Below are 17,606 nucleotides of genomic sequence, written 5' to 3'. Positions count from 1 at the left end.
GTTTGATCGCGGAACTACTGTACTTAACTAGATGACGTACAAATCGACGTATTCATTGACCGGCATGGCTTCGAGCCTTGCCTGATCGAGCGACACGTCGAGAATCGCCAGTTGTTGCCTGACCGGAAAGCGGCGCGCGAGATTGGTCTTGAACTTCTCGACCAGCAACGGAATCCCGTCTTCGCGACGACGTTTGTGACCGATCGGGTATTCGACTACAACTTCGTCGAACGTCGACCCATCGTTGAATTCGACCGTCAGTGCATTGGCGATCGAACGCTTCTCCGGATCGTGGTAATCCTTCGTGAACTGCGCGTCTTCGACACACGCCATCCTGGCGCGCAGCACATCGATACGCGCGTCCTGCGCGATCGAATCTTCATAATCCGCGGCCGTCAGGCGGCCGTGGATCAGCGGCACGGCGATCATGTACTGAATACAGTGATCGCGGTCGGCCGGATTGTTCAGGGGACCTTTCTTGTCGATGATGCGGATCGCGGCTTCGTGCGTGCGAATCGTGATTTTCTTAATGTCTTCCACGCGCTTGCCTGCTGCGGCGAGTTGCGCGTGCAAAGTCATCGCCGCTTCCACCGCCGTCTGAGCGTGGAATTCGGCCGGGAACGAGATTTTAAACAGCACATTTTCCATCACATACGAGCCGTACGGACGCTGGAACTTGAACGCGTTGCCCTTGAAGAGGACATCGTAAAAGCCCCACGTCTTCGCGGTCAGCACCGACGGATAGCCCATCTCGCCGGTCTTCGCGATCAACGCGAGGCGCACGGCGCGCGACGTTGCGTCGCCCGCGGCCCACGATTTGCGCGAACCGGTATTCGGCGCATGACGGTAGGTGCGCAGCGCATGCCCATCGACAAACGCCTGCGATACCGCGTTGATCAACTCATCGCGCGTCAAACCGATCAGTTGGCCGACCACGGCAGTGGAAGCCAGCTTCACCAGCAATACGTGATCGAGTCCGACCTTATTGAACGAGTTTTCGAGCGCGATACAGCCTTGAATTTCGTGCGCCTTGATCATGCCGATCAAGACGTCTTTCATCGTCAGCGGCTGTTTGCCCGCTGCGATGGCACTGCGCGAGAGCCAATCGGCCGTCGCCAGAATCCCGCCGAGGTTATCCGACGGATGACCCCATTCGGCAGCCAGCCAAGTGTCGTTGAAGTCCAGCCAGCGGATCATTGCGCCGATGTTGAAGGCGGCCTGAACCGGGTCCAGCTGGAACGACGTGCCCGGTACCTTGGCGCCATTGGGGACGATCGTGCCCGGCACAATCGGTCCCATCAGCTTGGTGCAGGCAGGATAGGTGAGCGCCTCGAGTCCGCAGCCGAGCGTATCGATCAGGCAGTTACGCGCGGTGTCCAGCGCGAGCGTGCTGTCGATCGGGAATTCCAGTACGTAATCGACGATATCGACCAGGACTGAGTCCGGGTCGGGTCGCACGTTGGAAATCGGAGCGGACATCGGGGAGCTTTCCTGATGTAACTGATTAGTTGCTGGTCTTGTCGATCGCGTTCGATTGCGTCGGAGCCGGTGCGCCTTGTTGCATGGCTGCCGTCTTGCATTCGTCGGCCAGACGCGAGCTGTCCTTATCCGAGAACAGCATTGCCTTCGTCGGGATCACGACCAGGTCCATACCCGATGCGGCGTCGTGGAAGCGGTCTGCGCCCGTGGTGGTGGCTTCGCGCGGCAGATTGTAGTTTTTGTTCGCCCAGTGAACCGTGACGATCTGGTCGCGCTTCATGTCGCCCTTCAGGTCGAATGCCAGACCTTCGTTGCACGACCACTTTTCCGCACCTTCCGGCACCGGATCAACCTTCGCTTCCTTGGCCGGATTGGCCTTGCGCTTGATCAGGCGTTTCGGTTGCGGCTTCTTCGGCACAGCCTTGGCAGCCGGCGTGGTGGTGGTTTGTGCAGCGGCGTCCGTCGCAACGGTCAGCATCGTCGTGGACAAAGCGCCGATTACGGCGGCGATCAACAGCTTATTCATGGAGGAGAACCTTTCTATCTAGTTTCAGTTGAACAGTAGCGGGCTACCGGTCCTGGCAACCGCGAGGGTTGAACTGCACGCGCTTCGAAAGCGCACAGCGACCGCTATTTTCTCCTATTTAGCGGCGCGAACTTCAAATTCTCTGGACCGGTGTAATTCGCACTCGGACGAATGATCTTGTTGTCGATCCGTTGCTCGATGATGTGCGCACTCCAGCCTGCCGTGCGGGCGATCACGAACAGCGGCGTGAACATCGCCGTCGGCACGCCCATCATGTGATACGAAACCGCACTGAACCAGTCGAGATTTGGAAACATCTTTTTCACATCTGCCATCACTGTTTCAAGTCGCTCGGCGATGTTGAACAGCTTCAGGTTGCCCGTGTCCTTCGACAGCTTCTTCGCGATTTCCTTGATGACCTTATTGCGCGGGTCGGAGATCGTGTACACCGGGTGACCGAAACCGATCACCACTTCCTTGTTTTCGACACGCTTGCGGATATCGGCTTCGGCCTCATCCGGCGTCTGATAGCGCGACTGGATCTCGAACGCGACTTCGTTCGCGCCACCGTGCTTCGGGCCGCGCAGTGCGCCGATTGCACCGGTAATCGCCGAGTAGATATCCGAACCCGTGCCCGCGATCACGCGGCCAGTGAACGTCGACGCGTTGAATTCATGCTCGGCGTACAGGTTCAGCGACACATGCATCGCGTCAACCCACGCCTTCGACGGCTCCACGCCGTGCAGCAGGTGCAGGAAGTGGCCGCCAATCGAGTCGTCGTCGGTTTCGACCTCGATGCGCTTGCCGTTGTGCGAGTAGTGGTACCAGTACAGCAGCATCGAACCGAGCGAGGCCATTAGCTTGTCGGCGATGTCGCGTGCGCCCGGCAGGTTGTGGTCGTCTTTCTCGGGCAGCACGGTGCCGAGCACCGACACGCCGGTGCGCATCACGTCCATCGGGTGAGCGGCGGCCGGAATCCACTCCAGCGCGGCTTTGACGTTCGCGGGTAAACCGCGCAGCGCCTTGAGTTTCGTCTTGTAGGCGGTGAGTTCAGCCTGCGTCGGCAGCTTTTCGTGGACCAGCAGATACGCGATCTCTTCGAATTCGCATGCACCGGCGATGTCGAGAATGTCGTAGCCGCGGTAATGCAGGTCGTTGCCGGTCTTGCCGACCGTGCACAGCGCGGTGTTGCCAGCCGTCACGCCGGACAGCGCGACGGATTTCTTCGGTTTGAAACCGCTTTTAGGTTCGTTCTCGCCTTGTGCACCGGCGGTTTGCGTCGTCTCGCTCATCTCCCGCAATCTCCTTTGTGCTCGCTCATTGTTTCCGGTTGAACCACGCATTCGACGTCTGTTTCCTGCCGAGCGAGACGCGGCTCTGATTTGCTTGTACGGCGCCACGCGAGGGCGCCTCCCAGCGCTGCCACGCTGGCCACTGCATCGACCATCGTGCTCATGATGCGGCTTGCCCGTTAGCGCCCACTTTCGTGAAGAGCGGCGCGGCGTCTTGCGGGACGGCGCGACCCGTGGATTGCGCGCGACGCAGCACCGACCAGTAGTAGCGATAGCTTGCCCGGTCGTGCAACGTGTCGCGATGGCGCGTCGGTCCCCATTGCGCCGACTGCGCAGCCAGCAGAATTTCGGCAGCAGTGACGATTTCTTCGTCGCGCGGAGCAAATGCCGCGACGATCGCTTCGATCTGCGCCGGATGGATGCTCCACATGCGCGTGTAGCCGAACTCGTTGCGGGCACGGGCGGCGTCGTTTGCAACCACGCTCATGTCGCGCACTTCGGTGCTGACGTTATGCGACGGCACCTTGCCGAACGCATGGCAGGCCGCCGAAATCTCGAGTTTCGCGCGCCGCACCAGCGGATGATCGAACTGACCGGGCGAGCGCATGGCGGTATCGGGAATCGCGCCGTCGTGCGCGGAAACGAAGTCCATCAGGCCGAAGCTCAACGCCTCGACGCCGGGGAGCGCGGCCAGATCGAACACGCGCGTCAACGCGCCATGCGTTTCGACCAGCAATTGCACCGGAACAGGTTGCGCGATGCCGAGTTCACGCCGCGTCGCCTCGATGAACGCGACCATTTCGGCGGCATCGGGAACATTGCGGATTTTCGGCAGGGTGATGTAAGCGGGCGCTCGCTTTGCAGCGCGAAGAATGAGACGGACGTCGTCACGCCAGTGCGCGTGATCGAAGTCGTGGATCCGCACGCCGACGCGGCCGAAGCGGTCATGCTCGCTGCCCAGCAGCGACGCAACCAACTCCGCGTGTTCCGCTTCGCGGCCAACCTGCGCGCCGTCTTCGCAATCGAGCGTGATGTCGAACACCGGGCCGAGTTGCTGCTGCAATGCCAGTGATTTCAGCATCAGCTTCTCGCTGCCGGCGTAGTGATCGCAGGCAGGCAGCACAGCGGGCGGCACTTCGCCGTCAAACAGCACTTCGGCGGGTGTGAGGGCGCGCATCTTCGGCGTCAGGATTCTGGGTGGTCGGGTGGGTAAATCGGATTCGGACGCGTTCTGCTCGGCGATCAGCCAGTCATGACGCAAAGCGCGTTCGAATCAGAGGCGAATACTGGCACGACAAATTGCGAAGTGAACCGCAATTTCGTGGGACGTACCGGCATTCGCACGTAAAAAACCGGAACCCGCCGCTGTGATGCTTCGGAGTTCCGGTTCGTCTGCATCAGGGCTTAGCCGAGCAGATGTTGAACGCCTTCGCGCTCTTCGAGCAGCTCGTTCAGCGTGCCGTCCATCTTTTCGCGCGAGAACGCGTCGATTGCCAGACCTTCAACGCGCTTGTACTCGCCGTTTTCGCACGTAACCGGCACACCGTAGATGATGTCTTCCGGAATGCCGTACGAACCGTCCGACGGGATACCCATCGTGACCCACTTGCCGTTCGTGCCGAGCACCCAGTCACGCACGTGGTCGATCGCAGCGTTAGCTGCCGACGCTGCCGACGACAGGCCGCGCGCTTCGATGATCGCGGCGCCCCGCTTGCCGACGGTCGGGATGAACGTGTTGCGGTTCCATTCTTCGTCGTTGATCAGCTTGGTCAGGTCTTGACCTTCTGCCGTTGCAACGCGGAAGTCCGGGTACATGGTCGGCGAGTGGTTGCCCCACACAGCCAGTTTTTCGATCGAAGCGACCGGCTTGCCCGACTTGGCGGCCAGTTGCGACAGCGCGCGATTGTGGTCGAGGCGCAGCATGGCGGTGAAGTTCTTCTTCGGCAGATCCGGCGCCGACTTCATGGCGATGTAAGCGTTGGTGTTGGCCGGGTTGCCGACCACCAGCACCTTCACATCGCGGCTGGCGACTTCGTTCAGCGCCTTGCCCTGAACCGTGAAGATTTCGGCGTTTGCCGACAGCAGGTCTTTACGCTCCATGCCTTTCGAACGCGGACGTGCGCCAACCAGCAGGGCAACGTCTGCATCCTTGAATGCAACCTTCGGGTCGTCAGTGATCACGACACCCGACAGCAGCGGGAATGCGCAATCATCCAGTTCCATCACGACGCCTTTGACGGCGCCTTGCGCTTGCGGCAGGTCGAGCAGTTGCAGGATAACCGGCTGGTCCTTACCGAGCAGATCGCCATTGGCGATGCGGAACAGTAGGGAGTAAGCGATTTGACCTGCGGCGCCGGTGACGGCAACGCGCTTTGCGGGCTTAGCCATTGAGAAATCTCCAGGACGATGCGTTAGACGCTAGGGAAAACGCCATTCTATATGCGCGTTCAGCGAAGCGTTGTGAAACACGGCGGAATTCACTGTTCGCGTACGGCCTCGGAATGTGTCGAGGCTGTGCGGCGCGCTGCGGCGAGACCGCCATGCTGGAAACCTGTACTACTAGCGGGGAGCGGGGCATCCTGGCGCCGGGTAGCCGCTGCACGATGCGGGCTCCTGCAAACAGCGCGTTTCGGCAAGCGTCTGACCAACGAATGGCGGCGAATCGAAACCTGGACTGCGTGGGAACAGCATGGCGCAGAGTGGCTGCCGGTGCGCTGCGGCGCTGTATTGCATCGTGCAAAACAGCCGCCGAAACCCCCGCAAACCCTTGCTCGACAAGGAGTGTAGGAGCCGTCAGACACAAAGTCAACATTATCTTATGTCTTATATAAGACATATCTGTTGCGGGGAAAACCCTAGACGCGGCCCGGCCCTTTATGATGAAATGCGCGGATGACTTCGAACCAGGCGAACACCGCGAATCCGAACGGCCATGGGGCCACGGGCGAGGGTGTATCCGCTGCTACGCCCGCTACGTCGCCCACTTTCAGCCCCTTGTATCAGCAGATCAAGGGCTTGATTACGCAGAGCCTCGAAACCGGCGAATGGAAACCTGGCGAGATCATTCCTAGTGAAGTCGAATTGGCGGCCAGATTCAAGGTCAGTCAGGGAACAGTGCGCAAAGCGATCGACGAGCTTGCCGCCGACAACCTGCTGGTGCGCCGCCAGGGCAAGGGTACGTTTGTTGCAACGCACAATGAAGATCGCGCCCAGTTTCGCTTCCTCAGATTACTGGCCGATGACGGCGCGGAACATCCGCACGTCAGCCGCCTGCTTGAATGCCGGCGTTTGCGTGCTTCGGCGGACATCGCCCGGCAACTCGATCTGAAACCCGCCGATCCGGTGGTGTTGATCAAGCGCCTGCTGCAGTTCGACGGTGAAGTCACCGTACTCGACGAAATCTGGTTGCCCGGCGCAGTGTTTCGCGGGCTCACGCTCGAGCGGCTGTCGGAGTATAAAGGTCCCCTCTATGCAATGTTCGAGACGGAATTCGGCACACGCATGATCCGCGCAACGGAGAAGATCCGCGCGGTCGCGGCTGATCCGTCGGTCGCTGATCTGTTGAGTGTGCCCGCGGGTTTCCCGTTGCTTTCGGTCGAGCGCGTCTCCTATACATATGGAGACCGGCCGGTTGAGGTGCGCCGTGGTTGGTATGTCACAACCGGGTATTACTATCAGAACGATCTGAGCTGAATCGGGATGAAAAAGGGCGTCGCGTCCCACACGCGCGCCTGTTTGACGGTGCCTTTATTGCGCACGCTGTAACGGACCTGTAGTGGTTTTCGCTGCAGCGCGATATAAAAAGGCGCTAAAATTGCGGATTAGTGTGACTACATAGTAGGGGTCTAGCATGGCTGAAGCCGTAAAAAAACCGAGGCCGGAATTCCGGAACATCGGTATCGGGCAGATTTTGACGGCATACCGTCTCCCGCTAGCGGGGCGCGTGTCGATCTTGCATCGCTTAAGCGGTGGGCTGCTTTTTGTTTTTCTTCCGTTCCTGCTGTACCTCTTCGATCAGAGCCTGACTTCCGAACTCAGTTTCGAAGTCTTCAAGGGCTTCCTCTCCAACATCATTGTCAAGCTCATCACGCTCGTTCTCGCGTGGGCCTTCCTGTTCCACTTCTGCGCCGGTGTCCGTCACCTGTTCATGGACACGAGCCACGGCCTCACGACTAAAGAGAAGGGTAAGCAAACCTCCATCGTGGTGCTGGTCGTTTCGTCGCTTCTGACGATTGCTTTTGCGCTCAAACTCTTCGGAGCATTCTAAAAAAATGGCAGCTAATAACCGAATCGGTCCGAAGCGTCTCGTCGTCGGCGCACATTACGGTCTGCGCGACTGGCTCGCCCAGCGCATTACCGCCTGCATCATGGCCGTCTACACGGTGATTCTGCTCGCGTGGTTCTTCGGCGCGCGCGATTTCTCGTATGACGGCTGGGCCTCGATCTTTGCAACGCAATGGATGAAGCTCGCCACGTTTGTCACGCTGCTGTCGCTGTTCTATCACGCGTGGGTTGGTATCCGCGACATCTGGATGGACTATGTGAAGCCCGTTGGCACGCGCCTGTTTCTTCAAGCGCTGACGATCGTCTGGCTGCTCGCATGTGCGGGCTACGCTGCGCAGATTCTCTGGAGAGTGTAAAAGAATGGCTGCAATCAAGAATTCTCTGCCGCGTCGCAAGTTTGACGTGGTTATCGTCGGCGCAGGCGGCTCGGGGATGCGCGCTTCGCTGCAACTCGCGCGCGCCGGCCTGTCGGTTTGCGTGCTGTCCAAGGTGTTCCCGACGCGTTCGCACACGGTCGCTGCCCAAGGCGGCATCGGCGCTTCGCTCGGCAACATGAGCGAAGACAATTGGCACTATCACTTCTACGACACGATCAAGGGTTCCGACTGGCTCGGAGACCAGGACGCGATCGAGTTCATGTGCCGTGAAGCACCGAACGCCGTGTATGAGCTCGAACACTTCGGCATGCCGTTCGACCGCAACGCTGACGGCACGATTTACCAACGCCCGTTCGGCGGCCACACCGCCAACTACGGCGAAAAGCCGGTGCAACGCGCTTGCGCGGCCGCTGACCGTACTGGTCACGCGCTGCTGCATACGCTGTACCAGCAAAACGTTGCTGCCAAGACGCAATTCTTCGTCGAATGGATGGCGCTGGATCTGATCCGCGACGCCGACGGAGACGTGCTTGGCGTGACCGCGCTGGAAATGGAAACCGGCGACGTTTATATCCTCGAAGGGAAGACCACGCTGTTCGCTACGGGCGGTGCAGGCCGGATCTTCGCCGCATCCACGAACGCGTTCATCAACACCGGTGACGGCCTGGGTATGGCTGCGCGTTCGGGCATCGCACTGCAAGACATGGAATTCTGGCAATTCCATCCCACCGGCGTGGCCGGCGCGGGCGTGCTGATTACCGAAGGCGTGCGTGGTGAAGGCGGCATTCTGCGTAACTCGAACGGCGAGCGTTTCATGGAACGCTACGCGCCGACGCTGAAGGATCTGGCGCCGCGCGACTTCGTTTCGCGTTCGATGGACCAGGAAATCAAGGAAGGCCGCGGCGTGGGTCCGAACAAGGATCACGTGCTGCTCGACCTGTCGCACATCGGCGCTGAGACGATCATGAAGCGTCTGCCGTCGATCCGCGAAATCGCCATGAAGTTCGCGAACGTCGACTGTATTAAAGAGCCGATTCCGGTTGTGCCGACCATCCACTATCAAATGGGTGGTATCCCGACGAACATCAACGGCCAGGTCGTTGGCACGTCGCGGGATCACAAGGAAGTCGTCAACGGTTTCTACGCAGTGGGCGAATGCTCGTGCGTGTCGGTGCACGGCGCAAACCGTCTCGGCACGAACTCGCTGCTCGACCTGGTGGTGTTCGGCCGCGCGGCCGGCAACCACATCGTCAAGCACGTGAAGGACATCAAGGAGCACAAGCCGCTGCCGGCCGACGCTGCCGATTTCTCACTGGCTCGTCTGAACAAGCTGGACAAGTCCACGTCGGGCGAATACTCGCAAACCGTGGCGGCCGACATTCGTTCCACGATGCAGGCGCACGCCGGCGTGTTCCGCACATCAAAGCTGCTGGCCGAAGGCGTTGAGCGGATTCGTGAAGTGGCTGATCGTGTCGACAACATCTACCTGAAAGACAAGTCGAAGGTGTTCAACACGGCACGTATTGAAGCGCTGGAAGTGGAGAACCTGATCGAAGTGGCCCGCGCCACGATGGTTTCCGCCGAAGCGCGCAAGGAAAGCCGCGGCGCGCACGCGCAAGACGACTTCGAACATCGCGACGACGAAAACTGGCTGCGCCATACGCTGTGGTACAGCGAAGGCGATCGCCTCGACTACAAGCCGGTTCAGATGCAACCGCTGACCGTCGAATCGGTGCCGCCGAAAGCGCGTACCTTCTAAGGCACAAGTCAAAGGAATTCAGAAATGGCCAAGCGTACATTTGAAATTTACCGCTACGATCCGGACAAGGACGCGGCGCCGCGCATGCAAACGTACGAGATCGAAATCGACTCGCACGAACGCATGCTGCTCGACGCGCTGCTCAAGCTGAAAGCGATGGACGAAACCTTGTCGTTCCGTCGTTCGTGCCGTGAAGGCGTGTGCGGTTCGGACGCGATGAACATCAACGGCAAGAACGGTCTGGCCTGCTTGCAGAACATGAACGACCTGCCGCAGAAGATCGTGCTGCGTCCGCTGCCGGGCCTGCCCGTCGTGCGCGACCTGATCTGCGACTTCACGCAGTTCTTCAATCAGTATCACTCGATCAAGCCGTACCTGATCAACGATACGCCGCCGCCGGAAAAGGAACGTCTGCAGTCGCCGGAAGAGCGCGACGAGCTCGACGGCCTGTACGAATGTATTCTGTGCGCTAGCTGCTCCACGTCGTGCCCGAGCTTCTGGTGGAATCCGGACAAGTTCGTCGGCCCGGCTGGCCTGTTGCAAGCCTATCGTTTCATCGCGGATAGCCGCGACGAAGCGACGGGTGAACGCCTCGACAACCTGGAAGATCCGTACCGTCTGTTCCGTTGCCATACGATCATGAATTGCGTCGACGTCTGCCCGAAGGGCCTGAACCCGACCAAGGCGATTGGCAAGATCAAGGAATTGATGGTTCGCCGCGCCGTCTAGGATGAACACCGAAACATCGCATCAGTCCGACCCTCTCCGCCGCGCGCGCCTTCGCTGGCGTGCTCGGCGGGGCCTGCTGGAAAACGATCTGATCTTTGAACGTTTTTTCAGCCGATATGAGCATGACCTCAGCGATGCCGATGTAGGCGCTCTCACGCGTCTGCTCGAGCTGAGCGATAACGACCTGATGGACTTGCTGCTCGTGCGCAAGGAACCGGAAGGCGAACTTGCCGACCCGGATGTGATCCGGGTGCTGGAGCTGCTGCGCAACGCTTGAGCGTCTTGAGCGCCGCTTGTCCGTTGTTCCCAGGCGTGCAAATTATCGAAACCCTGTTTCCATACTTCGATTGAGGATGTGCTATGACCCCGTCAGATGTTAAAGCCACGCTATCGTTCAGCGACAATTCGCCGAGCGTTGAAATGCCGATTTACAAGGGCACTCTCGGCCCGGACGTGATCGACATCCGCAAACTGTACGGCCAGACCGGCAAGTTCACGTACGACCCGGGCTTTATGTCGACGGCGGCGTGCAATTCGGCGATCACGTACATCGACGGTGACAAGGGCGAGCTGCTGTATCGCGGCTACCCGATCGACAACCTCGCGCAAAACGCCGACTTCCTCGAAACCTGCTACCTGCTGCTGAAGGGCGAACTGCCGAACGCAGCGCAGGAGAAGGAATTCGTCGACACCGTCACGAAGCACACGATGGTGCACGAGCAGATGCACTTCTTCTTCCGTGGCTTCCGCCGTGACGCGCACCCGATGGCGATCCTGGTCGCGGCAGTTGGCGCACTGTCGGCGTTCTATCACGACTCGCTCGACATCAATAACCCGCGTCACCGCGACGTATCGGCCATTCGCATGATCGCGAAGCTGCCGACGCTGGTCGCCATGGCCTACAAGTACAGCATCGGCCAGCCGTTTGCGTACCCGAAGAACGACCTGTCGTACAGCGCGAACTTCATGCACATGATGTTCTCGAACCCGTGCGAAGAGTACAAGGTCAACGACGTGCTGGTGCGCGCGCTGGACCGTATTCTGATCCTGCACGCTGACCATGAACAGAATGCCTCGACGTCGACGGTTCGTCTGGCGGGTTCGTCGGGTGCTAACCCGTTCGCGTGTATCGCGGCTGGTATCGCTTGCCTGTGGGGTCCGGCGCACGGCGGTGCGAACGAAGCCGCACTGAACATGCTGGAAGAAATCGGCTCGGTCGACAACATTCCTGAGTTCATCAAGCAGGTGAAGGACAAGAACTCGGGCGTGAAGCTGATGGGCTTCGGTCATCGCGTCTACAAGAACTACGATCCGCGTGCGAAGCTGATGCGCGAAACCTGCCACGAAGTGCTGGAAGAACTGGGCCTGCACGACGACCCGCTGTTCAAGCTGGCCATGGCGCTGGAAAAGATCGCACTGGAAGACGAATACTTCGTGTCGCGCAAGCTGTACCCGAACGTCGACTTCTACTCGGGCATCGTGCAGCGCGCGCTGGGCATCCCGACGTCGATGTTCACGTGTATCTTCGCGATGGCACGTACGGTCGGCTGGATTGCACAGTGGAACGAAATGATCGCCGATCCGGAACAGAAGATTGGCCGTCCGCGTCAGCTGTTCATCGGCGATACGCAACGTGAAGCGAAGCCGATTGCGCAACGCTAAGCGGTAGTCTTTCTGGCGCGTTTTATCGATCGAAGGGCTGTGAAATGCGTGAGGCCGGATGAATGAAGAACGCCCCAACGGGTTGACCGTTGGGGCGTTTTGTTTTGGATATGCAACTGCGCGTCGCAAATGGGGTTCGATTTCAGTCGCTGAGGCTGAGCGCGCGTTGCTGCGCCTCCTGGCGCGTGAAGCGCCAAGTCGCGGTCGCACCTGAGCATGGTTGGTGTTGCATCGTGCACACCATGCAATCCCTTGCCGGGTAACACCCATACAGGTATCGCCACTACCACCCAACTCCCTGTTTTTTATCGGTTTTCTCCGTGATTCATGGACCCTAAGCGGGGTTCTGCGTGGCATAATCGACCGACACAGTCAGCCCGCAGTCATTACTACCCCGCATACCATGGCACAGACTCTCTACGATAAATTGTGGAACACACACGTGGTCCACACGGAAGAAGACGGTACGACGATTCTCTATATCGACCGTCACCTGCTGCACGAAGTCACCAGCCCTCAGGCGTTCGAAGGCCTGAAGCTGGCTGAGCGTCCGGTGTGGCGTATCAGCGCGAATCTGGCGGTGTCGGACCACAACGTCCCCACCACGGATCGCAGCCACGGCATTGCCGATCCGATCTCCAAGCTGCAAGTCGATACGCTCGACACGAACTGCGACGCCTTTGGCATCACGCAGTTCAAGATGAACGACCTGCGTCAGGGCATCGTGCACATCATCGGGCCGGAGCAGGGCGCTACTCTGCCGGGCATGACTATTGTCTGCGGCGACTCGCACACGTCCACGCACGGCGCGTTCGGCGCGCTGGCGCACGGCATCGGCACCTCGGAAGTTGAGCACGTCCTGGCTACGCAAACGCTCTTGCAGAAGAAGAGCAAGAACATGCTGGTGAAGGTCGAAGGCCCGTTGCCGCGCGGCTGTACCGCGAAAGACATCGTGCTCGCGATCATCGGCAAGATCGGCACGGCAGGCGGCACGGGCTATGCGATCGAATTCGGTGGTTCGACGATTCGCGCGCTGTCCATGGAAGGCCGCATGACGGTCTGCAACATGGCGATCGAAGCAGGCGCGCGCGCCGGCATGGTCGCTGTGGACGACACCACCGTCGAATACCTGAAGGGCCGTCCCTTCTCGCCGGCGGGTGTTGAGTGGGATCACGCGGTCGAGTACTGGAAGCAGTTCAAGTCGGACGAAGGCGCGCAATTCGATCGCGTGGTCGAACTGAACGCCGCGGAAATCGTGCCGCAAGTTACATGGGGCACGTCGCCGGAAATGGTCACGGCCGTGGACGGCCGCGTGCCGGATCCGGAACGCGAAAAAGACCCGGTCAAGCGCGACGCAATGGAGCGCGCGTTGAAATACATGGCGCTCGAACCGAATGCGCCGATCGAATCTATCAAGCCGGATAAAATCTTCATCGGGTCGTGCACCAACGCGCGCATTGAAGACATTCGCGCCGCGGCGTACGTCGTGAAGAAGCTCGGCCGCCGCGTCGCACCGAACATCCGTCTGGCCATGGTTGTGCCGGGTTCGGGTCTGGTAAAGGCGCAAGCGGAACGCGAGGGCCTCGACAAGGTCTTTACGGATGCCGGTTTCGAATGGCGTGAGCCCGGTTGCTCGATGTGTCTCGCCATGAACGCCGACCGGTTGGATCCGGGCGAGCGTTGCGCATCCACGTCGAATCGTAATTTCGAAGGTCGTCAGGGCGCCGGTGGCCGTACCCACCTCGTGAGCCCCGCGATGGCTGCCGCAGCGGCGATCGAAGGGCATTTCGTCGATATTCGCAAGCTTGGATAAACACGCATGATGAAGAACATGAATCGCACCACTCTTTTGCGGCGTTTCGCACTCGGTACCCTGGCCGGGCTATTGCTCGGTCTGGCCGGCTGCAACACGGTGCACGGATTTGGCGAGGACATGTCGCACCTCGGCAATTCGATCAGCAATCACGCTGACAAATAAGCGGTTTTTGATTTTTGCCGGCGATGCGGCGGGGCGGCTTTCCGGCCGCCCCGCGCATCGCCCGGTCTTGAAACAGGCGCAAGCGTCATGGATAAATTCATCGTACACACCGGCGTCGTGGCGCCGCTCGATCGCGAGAACGTCGACACGGACGCGATCATTCCGAAGCAATTCCTGAAGTCGATCAAACGCACGGGCTTCGGTCCGAACGCGTTCGACGAATGGCGCTACCTCGACCACGGCGAGCCGGGTCAGGACAACTCGAAGCGTCCGTTGAATCCGGACTTCGTGCTGAATCAGCCGCGTTATCAGGGCGCATCGGTGCTGTTGGCACGCAAGAACTTCGGTTGCGGCAGCTCGCGTGAGCACGCACCGTGGGCGTTGGAGCAGTATGGTTTCCGCGCGATCATCGCGCCGAGCTTCGCCGATATTTTCTACAACAACTGCTTCAAGAATGGCGTGTTGCCGATCGTGCTGACCGAACAGCAAGTCGATCACCTGTTCAACGAAACGTACGCGTTCAACGGCTTCAAGCTGACCGTCGACCTGGAAGCGCAAGTCGTGCGCACGTCGGACGGTAGCGCCGAATATCCGTTCGAAGTGGCAGCGTTCCGCAAGTACTGTCTGCTGAATGGCTTCGACGATATCGGCCTCACGCTGCGTCACGCGGACAAGATTCGCCAGTTCGAAGCCGAGCGGATCGCGAAGCAGCCGTGGCTTGCGCATCGGATTGTCGGTTAAAGGCTTGCAAGCCTGAGAGCCCGACAGCTCGCCCACTCAAGCTCAGAAGTCTCGAAGAAAAATCATCAAGGAAACTCGCATGAAGATCGCAGTCTTGCCGGGCGACGGCATCGGTCCCGAAATCGTCAAGGAGGCCGTCAAGGTCCTGAACGTGCTCGGCGAAAAGTTCGAACTCGAAGAAGCGCCGGTTGGCGGCGCGGGCTACGAAGCGAAGGGCCATCCGCTGCCTGACTCGACTTTGGCACTGGCGAAGGAAGCCGATGCGATCCTGTTCGGTGCCGTTGGCGACTGGAAGTACGACTCGCTCGAACGCGCGCTGCGCCCCGAGCAGGCGATTCTCGGTCTGCGCAAGCACCTGCAACTGTTCGCGAACTTCCGTCCGGCAATCTGCTATCCGCAACTCACGGGCGCTTCGTCGTTGAAGGAAGAGATTGTTTCCGGTCTCGACATCCTGATCGTGCGCGAACTGAACGGTGACATCTACTTCGGCGCGCCGCGCGGCGTGCGTTCGTCGCCGGATGGGCTGTTCGAAGGCGCGAAGGAAGGCTTCGACACGATGCGTTATTCGGAACCCGAAGTGCGCCGCATTGCGCACGTCGCGTTTCAGGCCGCGCAAAAACGTCAGAAGAAACTGACCAGCGTAGACAAGGCCAACGTGCTCGAAACGTCGCAATTCTGGCGCGACGTGATGATCGACGTCTCGAAGGAATACGCTGACGTCGAACTGTCGCATATGTATGTCGACAACGCGGCGATGCAGTTGGTCAAGGCGCCGAAGGCGTTCGACGTGGTTGTCACCGGCAACATGTTCGGCGACATCCTGTCGGATGAAGCCGCCATGCTGACGGGTTCGATCGGCATGCTGCCATCGGCCTCGCTCGACAAGAACAACAAGGGCTTGTACGAGCCGTCGCACGGTTCCGCGCCGGATATCGCCGGCAAGGGCGTGGCGAATCCGTTGGCCACGATCCTGTCGGCCGCGATGATGCTGCGCTATTCGCTGAACAAGGCGGAACAGGCGGATCGAATCGAAAACGCGGTGAAGAAGGTGCTGGAACAGGGCCTTCGCACGGGCGACATTCTGACGCCGGGTTGCAAGCAGGTCGGCACCGTGGCGATGGGCGACGCAGTCGTCGCCGCGTTGTAAGGCGCTTTGAAGCAGGCGGTGGTTAGGTCGCTAAACAGTTGTCAAAGCAGCCTTTAAAACGCGAATCGGCCTCGAAACAGGCCGATTCGCGCGTAATACGGGCGATCGCGGCGTTCGACGACGTCGCCAGATTCCGGTTTTCGTGTATATTGTAGCGATGGCGCACATAGCTCAAATCTCCTCGATTTCGAAACTGCACGGCAAAACGGCCCGTGTGGTTGAGCTCGCCATTACCATCAAAGCGCTCATTAAAACGATTACCCCGAAAACGATCACGAAACGCTGATCGTCCGTCGTGCCCGCTCATCTTCCCCGCGCGGTCACTGCGGGCAAAGATGCGGGGAAGTTTCCATTCGAAGGGTATGAAGTCATGAACGTAGGTCTCGTAGGTTGGCGCGGTATGGTCGGCAGCGTCCTGATGCAACGTATGCAGCAGGAAGGCGATTTCGACTTGATCGAACCGGTGTTTTTCAGCACCAGCAACGCGGGCGGCAACGCGCCGTCGTTCGCCAAAAACGAGACCAAGCTCAAAGATGCAACAAGCATCGAAGACCTGAAGAAGTGCGAAGCGATCATCTCCTGTCAGGGCGGCGATTACACGAATGAAGTGTTCCCGAAGCTGCGCGCAGCGGGCTGGAATGGCTACTGGATCGACGCGGCTTCGTCGCTGCGCATGAAGGATGACGCGGTCATCATTCTCGACCCGGTTAACCTCGACGTGATCAAGAACGCGCTGGTGAAAGGTCAGAAGAATTTTATCGGCGGCAACTGCACGGTCAGCCTGATGCTGATGGCGCTGGGCGGCCTGTTCCGCGAAAACCTCGTCGACTGGATGACGGCCATGACGTATCAGGCGGCTTCGGGCGCGGGTGCGCAGAACATGCGCGAACTGCTGCAGCAAATGGGCACGCTGTACGGCGCGGCCAAGGAAGACCTGGCTGATCCGTCGTCGGCGATTCTCGACATCGACCGCCGCGTGCTGAGCGCGATGAACAGCGATCGTATGCCGACCGACAACTTCGGCGTGCCGCTTGCCGGCTCGCTGATTCCGTGGATCGACAAGGATCTCGGCAACGGCATGTCGAAGGAAGAGTGGAAGGGCGGCGCGGAAACCAACAAGATCCTCGGCAAGCCGGCCATGGGCACGCCGGGTTCGATCCCGGTAGACGGCCTCTGCGTGCGGATCGGCGCAATGCGTTGCCACTCGCAGGCGCTGACCATCAAGCTGAACAAGGACGTGCCGCTGGACGAAGTGAACAGCATCCTCGCGTCAGGTAACGACTGGGTCAAGGTTGTGCCGAACGAACGCGAAGCGTCCATGCGCGATCTGTCCCCGGCCGTGGTCACGGGCACGCTGACGGTGCCGGTTGGCCGTGTGCGCAAACTGGCGATGGGCGGCGAATATCTGTCGGCCTTCACGGTCGGCGATCAGTTGCTGTGGGGCGCGGCAGAACCGCTGCGTCGCATGCTTCGCATTGTGCTCGACAAGTAAAGTAAACTACGCGCTCACGACGCGTAGAAAACTCAAAAAGCGTCGCGCTTGCGCGGCGCTTTTTTCATTGTGTGCTCCGATTATCTTGTCTCTTTTCAACCGCAAAAAAGGGCTGCGCGCTGACGCGCCTGGAGTCCCGA

General features: G+C 59.8%; 18 protein-coding genes. 12 read left to right on the top strand and 6 right to left on the bottom strand.

Going from position 1 to position 17,606, the window contains the following annotated elements; translation table 11 throughout:
• Positions 1-27: 27 nt before the first annotated feature.
• From PQQ86_RS37515 to PQQ86_RS37495, 5 genes are all read right to left on the bottom strand, one after another.
• Positions 28-1,479 (bottom strand): bifunctional 2-methylcitrate dehydratase/aconitate hydratase, encoded by a 1,452-nt coding sequence (locus PQQ86_RS37515; protein ID WP_408278958.1) that lies wholly within the window; start codon positions 1,477-1,479, stop codon positions 28-30.
• 25 nt (positions 1,480-1,504) lie between these two features.
• Positions 1,505-2,005 carry a hypothetical protein gene (locus PQQ86_RS37510; protein WP_408278955.1) on the bottom strand — a complete coding sequence of 167 codons (501 nt, stop codon included), beginning with the start codon at positions 2,003-2,005 and terminating at the stop codon, positions 1,505-1,507.
• A 104-nt stretch (positions 2,006-2,109) separates the two neighbouring features.
• A complete protein-coding gene (gene prpC / locus PQQ86_RS37505; protein WP_408278952.1) occupies positions 2,110-3,297 on the bottom strand; it encodes a bifunctional 2-methylcitrate synthase/citrate synthase in 1,188 nt (395 codons plus the stop codon).
• A gap of 160 nt (positions 3,298-3,457) precedes the next feature.
• Positions 3,458-4,474, bottom strand: a complete 1,017-nt coding sequence (locus PQQ86_RS37500) for an HpcH/HpaI aldolase/citrate lyase family protein (protein ID WP_408279448.1) — start codon at positions 4,472-4,474, stop codon at positions 3,458-3,460.
• Positions 4,475-4,701: 227 nt separating this feature from the next.
• The gene (locus PQQ86_RS37495; protein WP_074289036.1) at positions 4,702-5,685 is read right to left on the bottom strand and encodes a malate dehydrogenase; all 984 of its coding nucleotides are present in this window, start codon (positions 5,683-5,685) and stop codon (positions 4,702-4,704) included.
• Between the two features lie 504 nt (positions 5,686-6,189).
• On the opposite strand from PQQ86_RS37495, the gene PQQ86_RS37490 reads away from it, so the two are divergent.
• The 11 genes from PQQ86_RS37490 (at position 6,190) to leuB (ending at position 15,974) form a co-directional block, all read left to right on the top strand.
• A complete protein-coding gene (locus tag PQQ86_RS37490) occupies positions 6,190-6,990 on the top strand; it encodes a GntR family transcriptional regulator (RefSeq protein ID WP_309392148.1) in 801 nt (266 codons plus the stop codon).
• Between the two features lie 157 nt (positions 6,991-7,147).
• A complete protein-coding gene (sdhC, locus tag PQQ86_RS37485) occupies positions 7,148-7,564 on the top strand; it encodes a succinate dehydrogenase, cytochrome b556 subunit (RefSeq protein ID WP_054034790.1) in 417 nt (138 codons plus the stop codon).
• Between the two features lie 4 nt (positions 7,565-7,568).
• Positions 7,569-7,937, top strand: coding sequence for a succinate dehydrogenase, hydrophobic membrane anchor protein (gene sdhD / locus PQQ86_RS37480; protein ID WP_054034791.1), 369 nt, complete (start codon positions 7,569-7,571; stop codon positions 7,935-7,937).
• Positions 7,938-7,941: 4 nt separating this feature from the next.
• Positions 7,942-9,717, top strand: coding sequence for a succinate dehydrogenase flavoprotein subunit (sdhA, locus tag PQQ86_RS37475; RefSeq protein ID WP_408278947.1), 1,776 nt, complete (start codon positions 7,942-7,944; stop codon positions 9,715-9,717).
• A 24-nt stretch (positions 9,718-9,741) separates the two neighbouring features.
• Entirely contained in the window at positions 9,742-10,446 is a 705-nt protein-coding gene (locus tag PQQ86_RS37470; RefSeq protein ID WP_054034792.1) for a succinate dehydrogenase iron-sulfur subunit, read from the top strand.
• 1 nt (position 10,447) lies between these two features.
• Positions 10,448-10,723: an FAD assembly factor SdhE gene (locus PQQ86_RS37465; RefSeq protein WP_074289032.1), complete on the top strand. Its 276-nt coding sequence runs from the start codon at positions 10,448-10,450 to the stop codon at positions 10,721-10,723.
• Positions 10,724-10,806: 83 nt separating this feature from the next.
• Positions 10,807-12,108: a citrate synthase gene (gltA, locus tag PQQ86_RS37460; protein ID WP_408278943.1), complete on the top strand. Its 1,302-nt coding sequence runs from the start codon at positions 10,807-10,809 to the stop codon at positions 12,106-12,108.
• Between the two features lie 403 nt (positions 12,109-12,511).
• The gene (leuC, locus tag PQQ86_RS37455) at positions 12,512-13,921 is read left to right on the top strand and encodes a 3-isopropylmalate dehydratase large subunit (RefSeq protein ID WP_408278940.1); all 1,410 of its coding nucleotides are present in this window, start codon (positions 12,512-12,514) and stop codon (positions 13,919-13,921) included.
• 6 nt (positions 13,922-13,927) lie between these two features.
• Positions 13,928-14,086 carry an entericidin A/B family lipoprotein gene (locus tag PQQ86_RS37450; RefSeq protein WP_028196115.1) on the top strand — a complete coding sequence of 53 codons (159 nt, stop codon included), beginning with the start codon at positions 13,928-13,930 and terminating at the stop codon, positions 14,084-14,086.
• 87 nt (positions 14,087-14,173) lie between these two features.
• Positions 14,174-14,827, top strand: a complete 654-nt coding sequence (gene leuD / locus PQQ86_RS37445; protein WP_408278937.1) for a 3-isopropylmalate dehydratase small subunit — start codon at positions 14,174-14,176, stop codon at positions 14,825-14,827.
• A 79-nt stretch (positions 14,828-14,906) separates the two neighbouring features.
• Positions 14,907-15,974: a 3-isopropylmalate dehydrogenase gene (gene leuB, locus PQQ86_RS37440; RefSeq protein WP_054034794.1), complete on the top strand. Its 1,068-nt coding sequence runs from the start codon at positions 14,907-14,909 to the stop codon at positions 15,972-15,974.
• 22 nt (positions 15,975-15,996) lie between these two features.
• Here the strand turns inward: leuB and PQQ86_RS37435 are convergent, their stop codons facing one another.
• Entirely contained in the window at positions 15,997-16,281 is a 285-nt protein-coding gene (locus PQQ86_RS37435) for a hypothetical protein (protein ID WP_408278933.1), read from the bottom strand.
• A 63-nt stretch (positions 16,282-16,344) separates the two neighbouring features.
• Here PQQ86_RS37435 and asd point away from each other — a divergent pair, with 63 nt between their 5' ends.
• Positions 16,345-17,466 carry an aspartate-semialdehyde dehydrogenase gene (asd, locus tag PQQ86_RS37430; protein ID WP_027805102.1) on the top strand — a complete coding sequence of 374 codons (1,122 nt, stop codon included), beginning with the start codon at positions 16,345-16,347 and terminating at the stop codon, positions 17,464-17,466.
• Positions 17,467-17,606: the final 140 nt, after the last annotated feature.

Source organism: Paraburkholderia sediminicola (genome assembly GCF_046026675.1).
Taxonomy (GTDB): Bacteria; Pseudomonadota; Gammaproteobacteria; order Burkholderiales; family Burkholderiaceae; genus Paraburkholderia; species Paraburkholderia sediminicola_F.
The sequence above is the reverse complement of the archived record's forward strand: the minus strand, read 5'-3'. Positions and strand labels throughout refer to the sequence as shown.